This is a genomic window from Bacillus sp. FSL K6-2869, from assembly GCF_040869405.1.
In the GTDB taxonomy this organism is placed as follows: domain Bacteria; phylum Bacillota; class Bacilli; order Bacillales; family Bacillaceae; genus Bacillus; species Bacillus altitudinis.
In genome coordinates this window covers 387,208-401,821 of record NZ_CP152035.1, presented here as the reverse complement: position 1 = coordinate 401,821, position 14,614 = coordinate 387,208, and the positions used below count along the sequence as shown (strand labels likewise).

2 protein-coding genes are annotated in these 14,614 nt (G+C 45.5%); both read right to left on the bottom strand.

Translation table 11 applies throughout. The features are described from left to right. Positions 1 to 34: 34 nt before the first annotated feature. Positions 35 to 3,868, bottom strand: coding sequence for a non-ribosomal peptide synthetase (locus MHI58_RS01985; protein ID WP_045035149.1), 3,834 nt, complete (start codon positions 3,866 to 3,868; stop codon positions 35 to 37). A gap of 44 nt (positions 3,869 to 3,912) precedes the next feature. After that, a complete protein-coding gene (locus tag MHI58_RS01980) occupies positions 3,913 to 14,607 on the bottom strand; it encodes a non-ribosomal peptide synthetase (protein WP_216916102.1) in 10,695 nt (3,564 codons plus the stop codon). Positions 14,608 to 14,614: the final 7 nt, after the last annotated feature.

Here is a 14,614-nt window from a genome sequence, read left to right as displayed (position 1 = left end):
GGACTGCAAGGCTGCATCCTGCCTAATCTAAAGTTTACAAGACTCGTTCTCTATTTGTTTGATTGACAATATGTTTGATCAGCTTTGCATTTTGAGCTGCATATTCTTTATGTTTGAACATATCAGCATGCCGGCCATAGCCTTGGTATTGGGTAAAAGATCCGGCCGTTGCCTGTGTCCACTCTTCCATCCAGTCCGGGATCGCTATTTGTTCTTCAGATTGGATGAACGTAATATCTGCCTGTATTTTGCCTTGATTCACCCCCTTAACAAACGTTTCATAGTAGGCGCGCGTCTTTTGGGCAAGCGCTTCTTGAACGATCTCCCCTTGAGCAAGTTCGCTTTGTTTCGTTTGATGAACAATCGCTTCAATATCATCATCAATGGATCGCCCTTCTAAATCACTTTCTCCAATTTTCTTATAGGAATCGATCATGATGACTTTCTCGACTGTCCGTCCTCCTTGTTCAAGCGCTTGAACAAGCTCAAAGGCGAGGTAACATCCGCCTGAGTACCCCATCAACGTCAGCGGCCCTTTTGGCTGAAGGTGCTGAATATGCTGAACGTACTGCGCCATTCGGTTATTCGTTTCAATAAAATCAAAGGCGATCAACCGGACATCATCAAGCGTTTTTGCTGCTTCCTGATAGACAAAGCCGTAGCCTGGTAATGGCGGAAGAGCAAAGACTGTTGATGTTTGAGATTCATTGAATACAAGATAGCCAGCGGTTTCCCCGTCCTGATGCTGAATATAATGACTAAGCGCTTCAATCGTCGGGGTCTCAAACAACAAATGGATCGGCACCTGAACCTCAAACTCTTTTGATACTTTGGACAAAAGAGACATCGCTTTTAAAGAATGTCCGCCAAGCGCAAAGAAATGGTCATCTGTGCTAATATCTTCTCGTTCAAGTACTTCCCGCCACATCACCAACAGCTTTTGTTCCACTTCATTTGCGGGCAGTTTCACACGGCGGTTTCCTTGCGGCGCCTCTGGTTTTGGTAGCTGGCGTTTATCAACCTTCCCGTTTGGCGTAAGTGGGAGGTTCTCCAGTTCAATCAGCTCATGAGGCAGCATATAAGCTGGAAGACGCTCTTTCAGCCTTGATTTGATATCATCGAGTTTGCCTTTCCATGCATCATCACACGTGATATAGGCAAGCAGCCTTGTATGATTGGTTTCACCATGATCCGCTAGGAGTACAGCTTGTTTTACACCTGGGTGCATGAGAAGGTTGGCTTCAATTTCGGTCAGTTCAATTCGGTGTCCTCGAATTTTTACCTGATCATCAACTCTGCCTGCATACTCAATCAGACCGTCTTCTCGAAAGTAAGCTAAATCCCCTGTGCGATACAGGCGCTCACCCGAAGCGAAAGGATGAGGAATAAACACTTGTTTTGTCAGATCAGGACGATTCAAATATCCTTTTGCCAGTCCTTTGCCGCTCAGACAAAGCTCTCCAACCATTCCAATCGGCTGAAGCTGCCTGTGCTCACTTAATATATAAGCGCCCGTCTGGTTGAGCGGCTTCCCAATTGGAATAGAATGTGCCTCTAAAGGAATCGCTTCATCTATCGGATAATATGTGGCAAAAACCGTTGATTCGGTTGGTCCGTATACATTCAACAATCTGCCTTTTCCCATCACATCAAAGGCTTTTCTCACATGCTGAACCGATGCCCTCTCTCCCCCAAACAGTACCTTACGCACACCGCGCATCCAGTCTGTTCCTTCATCAACGAGAAGATGGAATAAAGCGGTTGGAACAAACATGACAGAAATATGCTCTCCTTTTATCAGCTCAGTGAGCTTCCCCATATCTAAAATGGTTTCTTTTTGCGGCAGGACAAGCTTTGCTCCGTTTAAAAGCGCACCATATACATCAAATGTAAAGCCATCAAATACGCTATTTGATAACGACAGCAATGTATCTGTTTCTAAAATAGTTAAGTAATTCGTATTTTTGACCACCCGGGCAATATTGGAATGGGTCGTCATGATGCCTTTTGGCTGTCCGGTTGTTCCTGATGTATACATGATGTATGCCGTATCATCTAAACCTGCTTCAAGTGGCAGATTCTCTGAGCTCATCAGTAAAATTTCTTGATCATCTGCAAAAAGATACGTGCCATCAAATGCGAGTGACCTCGTCTGACTGATAAAGGATGAATGAGTCAGAAGATGCGTCGCTCCACTGTCTTTCAACATATATTGGATACGGCTTTCTGGATAATCTGGATCAATCGGCACATAGGTGGCACCTGCTTTTAAGACAGCGAGTAAGCTGACAATGAGTTCAGGTGTCCGTTCTGCTAAAATGGCGGTCACCGTTTGATGATTGACCCCATTTTTTTGTAAATGCCTTGCCAGTCGATTGGCTTGTTCGTTCAGCTCCGCATATGTCATTGTGTGATCACCTGCTGATAATGCCACTGCATTCGGCTGTTTTCGAACATTATGTTCAAACCACTTTGTCAAATAAAGCTGATCATGCTCCAGCTCAGGTGCATTCCATTCCTCTAACATTCGCTGCTTTTCCTGCTTAGTCACAAGTGTCAGTGTATGAACTGACTGATCTGGATGTTTGATGGTCCCTCTGATCAAAAGGGTCAGCTGATCCTTTAATTTATGGACAAATGCAAGATCAAATGCACGCTGATTAAAGGCCAGCTTCAGCTGCAATTGTTCCCCAGGTGATGCAAGTAAATTGAGATCATAGTTCGATTTTTCATAGACATTCATGTCTTCTACTGTAAAGCCAAGCAGTGACTCCTGCTCGTCTTTCTTTGCAGCAGGGACATTCTCAAACACCACAATATGATCAATGAGCTGCTGCTGACCTGCTTTAGCCTGAATATCATAAATCGGGATATATTGGTGCGGTTCAGCCGCTAAAGACTGCTGCTGCGTCTCTGATAATAGAGAACGGAACGTCATTTGGTCTGTCAGCTGAATTCGTCTTGGAATGACATTGATGAACAATCCCACCATCCGGTCTACACCAGCCAAATCTGCCGGACGTCCTGACACAACCGTTCCAAACAACACATCGTTTGAGCGCTGATACCTGCTGAGTAAGATAGACCAAACCGATTGAAGCGCACTGCTTAACGTGGCATTCTGCTGCAAGGCTAACTCTGATAAAGCAGCTGTTTCTTCTTTACTCATGGCCCATTCGATTTCGCCTAATTCATGCTCATTTGTTTGCTTTCGTTGTTCTTTAAAAGTCGATTGCCCCTCAAAGCCAGCCAAAGATTGCGTCCAATATTCAAGTGAGGCTTGTTTATCTTGTTTTTCCAGCCATTGAATATATTCTTTATATGGCTTGACTGGCTCCAGCCTGTAAGGGATGTCATGCAAAAGTGCATGATAAATCGCAAACAATTCCTGTACAACTAGACCAAAACACCAGCCATCTAGAAGGATATGGTGATAGCTCCATATCCAGCGATAGCTTGAAGGACCCGTTTGAAAAACAGAGGCCCGCATGAGCAGATCCTTCGAGAGATCAAATCCTCTCAGCTGATCCTTTTGTTTAAAACGATCGATACGTTCAAGCTGTTCACTTTCAGAAAGATCCTGTATGTCCACAACATCAAGCTGGAAAGGTCGATTCTTTAATACAACTTGGACAGGACGCTTCACTTTTTCGTGGAGGAACACGGTACGAAAAATATCGTACCGTTCCACGATGATATTCATGCTTTTCTCAAGCAGATCAGACCGAAGTGTCCCCTTCACGTTCATATCCATTTGTTCTACATAAAAGCCTTTTTCTTGATGATGGAGGGTATGAAACAGCATTCCTTCTTGCATCGGTGACAGATAGTACATATCTTGAACTTGATCCCTTTTAAATTGACTCATCTATTTCATTCCTCCTTTCCTTTTTCATGACTGATCTAGTGGTGTTAGGTCAATTTCTCCTCGAGCATGTCAAAGATATCGTCCATTTCATCCATTTCAAGGTCTGCAGCCGAGAAGTCACTTGGCGTAAATTCTCGCTCTTGATGCGCTAAGCAATGAGTGATGATGGATCTGATTTTCTCCTTCAACAATGCGATGAACTGCTGTATCGTTTGTTCTTCATATTCACTTGCACAATATGAGCACGACAGAATGAATTGATTGTGCTGAACAAGACCGCTGAGGTTCAGCTTATAAACAGCTTCTGATTCAGAGCTTGCTTGACGGCCCATATCATAGGTTGAGGGCCCAAAGAGTTCTGTCGTCACTTCCTGATCAATCTGCCCGAGATAGTTCAAGCTGATTTCAGGCTGCACGTGTTTGACTGACGGTTCGGTTGGTGTCATGTATCTTAAAATACCGTAACCAATCCCTTTATTCGGTACACGCCGCAGCATCTCTTTCGTTCCTTTGATAGCGTCTGCAATGGTCTGATTCGGTTTCGCTTCAAGAACGACTGGATACATGCTCGTAAACCAGCCAACTGTGCGGGATATATCTAATCCTGATAAAATATCCTCTCTTCCATGACCTTCAAGCTGTACATGTACATGAGATTGTCCTGTCCATTCCTGAACGGCCAGCCCGAGCGCACATAGAAGAATATCATTCATTTCTGTTGTGTACGGAAGATGGATATTCGTTAACAGATGCTCGGTTTCTGCTTCTGTCAGCTGCATTTTGACCGCTTTCGTATCCGCGACTTTTCTTTCTTTTACTTCATGGTCAACAGGTAAAGTCGTAAACGGTCTATTTTCAATCGCTGCCCAATACTCCTTCTGGTTTTTTAGCAGCTGTGACTGCGCGTATCGTTCAACCGCTTCTGCCCATTCTTTGAAAGAGTGCGTTTTTGGCGGCAGAACCATCGTTTCTCCTTTTTCTGCCTGATGATAAAGAGACATAAAGTCTTCTAGTAAAATCCGGCAAGAAACGCCGTCAATCACAAGATGATGTGTGATGATGAGTAAGTGATCACCGTTTTCTGTATGGAAACAAATCACTTTCATCAATGGACCTTTTTCAAGATTCAGTTGACGCTGATACTCATTGGCGTATGTGGAAATCGCCTGTTTCACATCTTGCGCTTTTGAAACATCACAAGAAATAATTGAAAATGGTTCTGTCAGCTCCCGCTGGTTGTATTGCAGAATGTCATCACGCTCCTGTCTGAACACCATGCGCAGTGCATCATGATGTGAGAGTAGTCTTTGCAGAACTTGTTCTGTGACAGCCAAGTCAAACCCTTTTGGTGCATGAAGCATCATTGAGAGATTCCAGTGGTGCTGGCTGCTGAAGTTCCGTTCAAAGAACCAGCGCTGAATTGGTGTTAAAATAACCTCTCCTTCCACAGGTGATTGATCAGCTGTGAGAAGGTCCGCTTCTTCGATATATGGGCGAAGCTCCGCAATCGTTGGATATTGGAAAAGCAGCTTCATATCGAGCTTCCAGCCCTCTTGCGTGAGTCTGCTTGCCATTTGGATGCCTTTAATCGAATCTCCGCCAAGGAAGAAGAAATGGTCGTGAATACCGACTTGGCTGACGCCAAGCACATCTTCCCAAATGCCGCAAAGTAGTGCTTCCACTTCATCTCTTGGCGCTTCGTATGCTGTTTGATTCGCTTCCACATCAGGTGCTGGCAGTGCTTTGAGATCCACTTTGCCATTTGCCGTCATCGGCAGTTGGTCTAGCTTAATGATCCATGATGGCACCATATATTCAGGTAAGGTGCGCTTTAGGCTTTCTTTCAAAGTGCCCGTTTCTTTATCTGTGATGGCGTAAACGACAAGAGCGTCTTGATCACTTGCGTCTTTGACCGTTGTCACGACGGCTTCTTGGACTGAATCCAGCGCAAGGAGCTGTGCTTCGATTTCTGATAGCTCAATCCGGAATCCACGGATGTTCACTTGATGGTCTTTTCTGCCGAGATAGATCAGCTCGCCATCCTCTGTCCACTTCACCAAATCACCTGTACGGTACATGCGCTCTCCTGGATAAAACGGATCTGGGACAAACCGTTTGTCCGTTTCCTCTGGGAGATTCCAGTAACCTCTTGCCAGTCCTTTCCCCGCAATCACGAGCTCACCCGGTACGCCTTGCGGCGAGAGGTCATATAACGAACCCATAATGTAAAAACGAGTATTGGCAATCGCTGTTCCGATAGGAAGCGTGCCTTGATCTGGATCAATGATCCCGCTTGTCGCCACGACCGTATTTTCTGTTGGGCCGTAGTTATTGACGAGTTTGTATGGAACGGGCTTCACCTGTTTCAGCTTGTCCCCGCCTGTCAGTAAGTAACGGAGAGAATGATTGTCCATCGACATAAACTGCTCACATAGCTGTGTTGGCAGGAACGCAATGGTGATGCCTTCGTCATTAAAATACGAATTGAGCTTGATCATATCGAGGCGAATCGCTTCGTCGATGATATGGAGCTCTGCGCCGGCCATCCACGTCGGGAACATCTCCCAAATGGAAGCATCAAAGCCAAAGCCGGCATATTTGGCGGTTCGGTCTTGTTTCGTCACCTGGAAAGCATCATTGTGCCAAAAAGCAAGATTGACAAGAGACTGGTGCTCGACCATGACACCCTTCGGCTGTCCAGTCGTTCCAGATGTGTAAATCATATAGGCGAGATCCGTTGGTTTGATAGGAACCTGAATCTCGTGCGCTTCTCCTTCTACTGCCTCTTCTATGAAGAGGGTATGACCTGTGAATGAAGGTGGTGCAGTGAGCCCTTTCTGAATCAGAAGGACCTCTGCCCCGCCATCTTCCAGCATGTAGGCAATGCGCTGCGCTGGATAATCAGCATCAATCGGCACAAATGCCGCACCTGCTTTGAGAACTCCGAGAACAGCGGCTGTCATCTCGAGCGATGGACGTGTGAGAATGCCGATGCGGTCTCCCGGTTTTATGCCGCTGGAAATAAGTCTTGCGGCGACTGTATTCGCTCGGTTGTTCAGTTCTTCATACGTCCAGCTCGTGCCGCAGAAGGCAGCTGCTTTTTGATGAGGTACTTCTTGTGACTTCGCCTCAATCAATGCATGAACCGTTTGATCTGTCGGGACATCTAGGATAGGTCCTGACCATTCATCAAGCAGATGTCGCTCTTCTTCTTTTGTTAAGATGGAGATGGTTGAGATCGGCTGATTCAATTTCGCAAGCATTTCGTCTATGATTCGCTCAAAATATTGACTCCATCGCTGAATGGTACTCTTTTTAAATAGTGCCGCTGCATATTCAAAGCGCAAGCCCACTTGATCTTGTTCCTCAAAGATGCCGAGCGTTAAATCAAACTTTGCCTGAACGGCTTCTTGCTGTTTGTGCGAAAGCGTAAGTCCATTCAATTCCGGTAACGTCAGATCACGCTCATCCGTTGTCATCATGACACTAAATAACGGGTTGCGACTCGTGTCTTTCGGAAGGTCTAACTGCGCGACCAAATCCTCAAATGGGAATCCTTGATGTTCATAAGCTGATAGATTGTGATCTCTTATTTTTTCTAGCAGATGCTCTGCAGTTTCTTCTAACTGAACGTCATGTCGAAGGGCCAGTGTATTCACAAACATGCCCGGAATCCGTTCGATTGACGCATGTGTACGTCCAGCCGTTACAGCCCCTATGACGATGTCATGCTGCCCAGTCAATTTATGAAGAAGAATGGCAAAGGCCGTTTGCATCACCATGTTCAAACTCACATTTTTTTCAGCCATGAGCGCTTTGATATGCTGCGCCTTCTCAGCAGACAGCCATCTATCCACCCGGTCTCCTGCAAATGACTGCACGCTAGGCCGCGGGAAATCAAGCGGAAGTGCTAAGTCTTCTGGCGGCTGTGCATATTGCTCCAGCCAATACTGCCGCTGTTTTTCAAGTGCTGCTTGCTGTTCTTCCTCTTGCTGCCATACCGCATAATCCTTGTAGTGCAACTGAACTGGCGGTAACGTCTTATGCTCATACAACTCCGCTAATTCTTGAATGAGCAGACTGCGTGTCACTCCGTCTGCGATGATATGGTGCATATCCATCATGAATACATATTTGTCATCAGACAGCTTTGCCACTTTCGCTCTCATTAGAGGTACTTGATGTAATGAGAATGGTGTCATGAAGTTGTCTACGACGGATTGTACCTGATCGCTTTCTACTTCAACCATCTGTAACGTAAACGGCACACGGCGATAGATTTTTTGGACGGGACTGCCATCAATTTCAACAAAAGCTGTCCGCAATGACTCATGTCTATCAATTAAAGCTTGAATCGCTCCTTCTAGCTGCTTCAGATCAAGGTTTCCTTCCATCATGAAAACGGCTGGCATATGGTAGGTGACGGATTCTGGATGCAGCTGCTGTAATACGTACATTCGCTTTTGTGCGGAAGAGACTGGATAGAAATCTTGCTTTTCCGCTGGCTGAATGGATGTGACGAGCGAAGCATCAGCTTCTTCCAAATAGACAGCTATCGCACGTATCGTTGGCTTTTCAAAAAGAACCTTGAGTGGAACATGCCGATTCAGTTTGGCTTGCATTTTCGAAATGAGCACCATGCCTTTCAGAGAATGCCCGCCTAATTCAAAGAAATGGTCATCAATGCCGACTTTTTCAATCTCAAGAACATCTGACCAAATATCACAAAGAGTCTGCTCAAGCGCCGTTTCTGGTGCTCCATGTGCCGTGCGGTTCATATGTGCCTCATGAGGAAGCGGCAGAGATTTTGCATCCACTTTTCCGTTTTGTGTCAGCGGCATATGATCCACTTTGACAAAATAAGTAGGAATCATGTAATCCGGTAGTGTCTCTGAAAGCTTTTCTCTAAATGTCAGCGTTCCAATGTGATCAGGTGCTGTATAATATAACGCCAGCTCCGGTAAACGAGATGTGTTGATCACTTTGACATACACTTTTTGAATGGTTGAAAGGGCACGTGCGGCATGCTCAATTTCTTGTTTCTCAATTCGATAGCCGCGAATTTTCACTTGATCGTCTACTCTTCCAAGGAATTCAATCTCCCCATTTGCATGCTGTCTGACCAAATCTCCAGTTCGATACATCCGCTCTTGAGGGAAATAAGGATTTTCAAGAAAACGCTCTGCTGTTAATTCAGGCTGATTCAAATAACCTTTTGAAACACCATCACCTGAAATGTAGAGCTCACCCGGTGCGCCATAAGGGACAAGGCGCTGCTCGCGATTGCATACGAGCGCTCTTGTATGAGCAATAGGCTTTCCGATGATAGAACGCTCCTTTAAAGCATCCAGCTCATGCGGTGTCATTAGCTTGCTCACTGTACCAATCGTTGTTTCTGTCGGACCGTAATGGTTCATCACTGCCACGCATGGATGCTGCTTCATAAATGTCTCAACATCTTCAGAGACAATCGGTTCTCCTCCCAATACCACAAGCCGTAAAGCGTCAAATGTATATCCCTTTGAATCTGCCATCATATGAAATAAGGATGGTGTCATTTTGATATACGTCAGCTCTTGTTCATCAATAAAACGCATGAGACGTACAGGGTCTGTATACACGTCTTCACGAGGAATATAGAGTGTCCCGCCTGCTCTTAGAACCGGGAAAATGCTTGTGTAACCAAGGTCGTATGCATAAGAAGACAGGAGTGCCGTTCGATCGCATTCTTGTAAAGTCACTTCATGTGTCAACCAATTGACGTAGTGTGATAGATTACGATGCGTGAGCTGTACACCCTTTGGCTTCCCTGTTGTTCCAGATGTGTAAATCACATAAGCCAGTTGATCAACCGATACGTCCGGCAAATCTAGAGAATCGTTTCGTTGGACGGCTTTCTCCACATGTACGACCTGAATCGACTTGAGATGCTGATACGAATCGCCAAGAGACTCATTTGCCACGATGACTTTTGCCCCTGAATCTTTTAATGTGTAACGAATACGTTCCGCAGGAAAAGCTGGATCAATTGGTACAAATGCACCGCCTGCTTTCATTACACCTAGCATGGAGACAATGACATAGACAGAGCGATCAAGAATAAGCGCGACTGTGCTTTCTTTCTCAACACCTTGCATCTTCAGCTCACTACAAAGAGCATTGGACATGCGATCCAGTTCACGGTAGGTCAGCTTCCTTTCACCATCCATCACCGCAATGGCATCAGGCGTTTCCATGGCTTGACGTGAAAATTGCACATGGTACGGCTCATGTTGACCTGTTTGTTCTCCATCCCTTTTCTCCAGCCGCTCCATTTGCTCATGCTGATCCAAGAGGTTGAACAAGCCAATTCGTTCATCCGGATGCTGGACCGCCTCACGAATAATCGCAAGAAGATGTGTTCCGAACCGGCGGATGGTTTCCTCTTTAAATAATGCCGTTGCATAGTCTAGGCTTAGTTTTATTTCTCCCTCACGTTCAAATGCTTCTAGAGACAGATCAAATTTGACGGATCGGTGCTGCATTGCATAAGGCGAAATGTTCAGATCGCCGAGCTTTAGTGCAGGAACATCCATGTTCTGCATATTAAACGAAACACTAAAGAGCGGGCTTCGGGTTGTATCACGATCAAGCGGCAGACGCGCGATTAACTCTTCGAGCGGATAGCTTTGATGTGCAAAAGCATCTACACTCGTTTCTTTTATTTCTTCAAGCAGCTGTAAAAATGACTTTGTTTGTTCCGGTTTCCCGCGCATCGCAATGGTATTAATGAACATCCCTGGCATGTCCTGAATATCTGGATGTGTTCGCCCCGCAACAGGAGATCCGACAATGATATCTTCCTGTCCGCTGTAGGATGCAAGCAGCACTTGAAATGCAGATAACAAGAACATGTACAGCGTCGTATCTGTTTTCTTGAGCAGCTCATGAATACGCTGAGTTGTCGCTTGATCACAGCCAAACATCACCCGTTCTCCAGAAAAATCACGTTCCACTGGACGCGGGTAGTCTGTCGGCAAATCTAATACCGGTACATCTCCTTCGAATTGCTTCAGCCAATACGCTTCATGCACACGCTGTTTCTCTGTTTCTTTTTCACTTAACTGCCAGACTGCATAGTCTTTATAATGAATGGTTCTTTCTGCAAGCGTTTCTCCATCATAGGCTTTCGCCAAATCCTGAATGAACGTCTTCATGGAGCTGCCATCTGTAATCAGGTGATGTGCTTCCAAGACTAAAAGATGACGATCATGACTCACTTTGAGCAGCTGTGCCCGCAGGAGGGGAGCGGCTGTCAAATCAAACGGCGCCTGACGTTCAGCAAGAAATGCCTCGGCCTCTTCTTCCTTTACATCATGGACAAGGAGGTCAAATGCCGCTCGCTCATGTACCCTTTGGACAATGTTCTCGCCTTTCATATGAAAACTCGTTCTTAAGATTTCATGCGATTGAATCAACTTATCAAATGCCGAGGTGAGCCGCTGATGATCGAGCGTACCTTCAAGCGTTAAGACGATCGGAATATGATAGTTCGTACTCTTAGGTTCAAGTGTTTGTAAAATGTATAAGCGCCGTTGAGCTGGTGACACTGGATAGTCCTCCGCCTTCGCTGCGGGTAAGATCGGATGTCCTTGTTCTTCTTGACCGTCCTGGTCAATGTATGACGCAAGCGATCGAACCGTTGGCTTTTCGAATATCACTTGAATCGGAACTTCCTTTTGGAACACTTCTTGGATTTTGGCTGACATCATCATTGCTTTGAGTGAATGTCCGCCAGTCATGAAGAAATGCTCATCTATTCCCACCGCTTTCCCAAGCAGTTCCTCCCAAATTTGAGCAAGCGCCTTTTCCGTCTCGGTTTCAGGTGGAATGATCCTGATTTCTTCACGATCAGCTACGTCAGGCGTTGGTAAAGCTTTTCGATCGACCTTTCCGTTTGCGGTAAGCGGAAAAGCATCTAGCTTCATGACGTGATGAGGTACCATATATGCTGGCAGTGCTTGATTGAATAAAGCCCGCACTTCTTCTTCCGTGATCGTTCCCGTATAGTAAGCGGTCATTTCTTTTTCTTTTGAAGGAGACTCATGGATGAGCACAACCGCATCATCGATCCCCGTCTCTTGTTGAAGAATCGTTTCAATTTCACCTAGCTCAATACGGAAGCCGCGGATTTTCACTTGATCATCTGTCCGTCCGAGGAATTCGATTTGACCATTTGAACCGTACCTAGCCAAATCTCCTGTTCGATACAAACGCCCTTTTGCCTTGAAAGGATCAGCGATAAATGCTTGCTTTGTTAATTCTGGACGATGGAGATATCCTCTTGAGACACCGTCTCCGCCAACATACAGCTCTCCTGGCGCGCCAATTGGCTGAAGTCTTTGATTGTCATCTAAAATGTAAGCGGACGAATGATTGATCGGCTGGCCAATTGGAATCGTGCCCGTTTCATCCCCTCTCACCTCATAAATGGTCGAGATGGTGGTGTTTTCTGTTGGGCCGTATGCATTCAGTAAAACAAGTGATGGATGGTTTTTCTTCACAAGCTCTGCACTTTTCACATTGATCACATCACCGCCTGTGATCAATTTGGACAATCCTTTAAACATATGCGGCCGCTGCTGAGCGAGTTGATTAAACAAACCTGTCGTTAAAAAGAGCGCCGAGATTTGATGCGTTTGGATAAATCGTTCAAACCGGTTGATGTCTAATAATGTGTCACGGTCAACAGGGTAAAGCGTTGCACCGTTCAGCAGTGTTATGAAAATTTCAAAGGTAATGGCATCAAAGCTGACTGCTCCTGTATGTGCCATACGATCCGATTTGTTCAAGCCCAGTGTCTCCTGTGAACAGGCCAATCTGACAATATGCTGATGCTCAATTTGAACACCTTTTGGCTGGCCAGTTGACCCAGACGTGTACATGATATACGCCAATTGCGAAGGAGATGTCTCGACTTCAAATGGTACGTTTGACTGGTTCGATATGTCCGGCATATGAACAGCTTGGATACTTTCATGAACTGGCGGCTGGCTGTCCGCATAGAGCAACACGGATGCCCCGCTATCTTCAAGCATAAAGCGGATTCTCTCCTCTGGCTGGGCTGGATCAATTGGTACATAAGCAGCCCCTGCTTGAAGAACCGCTAAAATGGCGATCACTGCTTCAGCAGATCGATTCATATACACTGCGACGGCATCTTCTTGTTTCACTCCGCTATCAATCAAATATCCTGCAACACGATGGATTTCTTGGCCGAGTTCTTCATAGGTGAATGCCCGCTCTCCTTCAACTAACGCCAGATGGTCTGGTTGCGATTGAATGCGTTCTTTCAGAAGCTCAGGAATAGACAGATGCTTTGGATAATCTCGTTCTGTCTTGTTCCATGCTTCAATCTGCTGTTTTTCTTCTTCGGTGATACACGTCACGTCATGAAGGCGAACTTCCGGATTCTCGATGATCTGCTTCATGAGGTTGGTCAGGTGTTTCGATATTTTTTCAATGACCTCTTCTTCAAAAGCAACCGCATTGTATTTGATTTTCAATGTCCATGTTTCACCTGGATATACGAGGACATTTAGATCGAAATTCGTTTGTTCAAATCCGTCTTTTACATCAATGGAAAACCCTAGACGTTCCGACATGGTGTCACCAGATAGCTCTTGATCTAAAGGATAGTTCTCAAACCCGACCAAGTGATCGAAGAGTTGTCCTCCTGCAGCTGTCTGTTGCTGAATGTCATAAAGCGGCATAAAATCATAGTTTTCCGCTTCCAGCGCATGCTGCTGAACTTTTTGAAACAGCTGTTTGAAGGTGTCTTCCTGATTCATTTCTACCCTGACCGGTATTGTATTGATAAAAAGCCCTGCCATCTGTTCTATACCAGCCACACTTGGCGGCCTGCCAGATACGACTGTTCCGAAAGTGACATCATGTGCCGCATGGTAAGTGCCTAAAAGAACCGACCAAACAGCCTGGAATAGATTTGGTGCTGTCACTTGGCAATTCCTTGCGATCTCTTGAATGGTGCTGACCATTTCAGCATCCCATGTGAACGTCCATTCCTGATGGTCATATTGTCCGTTCGCTTCTTTTTGCTGCAAAAGCCCTTGATGCTGAATCGCACCATCTAAGCGATCCTTCCAATAGCCTTCCGCTGCTTGTTGATTTTGCTTGCCAAGCCACTGGATATAATCTGCATAAGGTTTTCCTTGTGAGCGATCCGGCGTTTTGCCGTTCCGATAAGATTCGTAGTAATGAAACAATTTTTTCATCAAAACTCCCATGGACCAACCATCCATGATGATGTGATGGTTGCTCCAAATGAGATGCCAGTTTGTTTCATTCAGTTGAAAAACAGCGACCTTCAATAACAAATCATTCGTTAAATGGAAGCCTTGCTTTCTCACTTGCTTTTTATATTGATCTAGTACCTTTTGCTGTTCCTGATGATTCAGGTGAGATAGATTCTCTCTATACACATCTAGATTGCGCTCTGCCAGTACAACCTGACGCGGCTTCTGTAATTGCTGATAGACAAAGGCTGTACGGAGAATGTCATATGTGCCGATGAGCTCATTGAGACTTTTTTCAAAAAGATCGAGATCAAACTCCCCTCTTATTCCAAGCTCCAGCTGTGTGAAATAAGAGGACGAATTAGGGTCTAGCATGGCATGATATAACATACCTTCTTGCATTGGTGTTAAAGGATATACCTTTTGAATCTTCTGTTTGCTCATAGTCCAC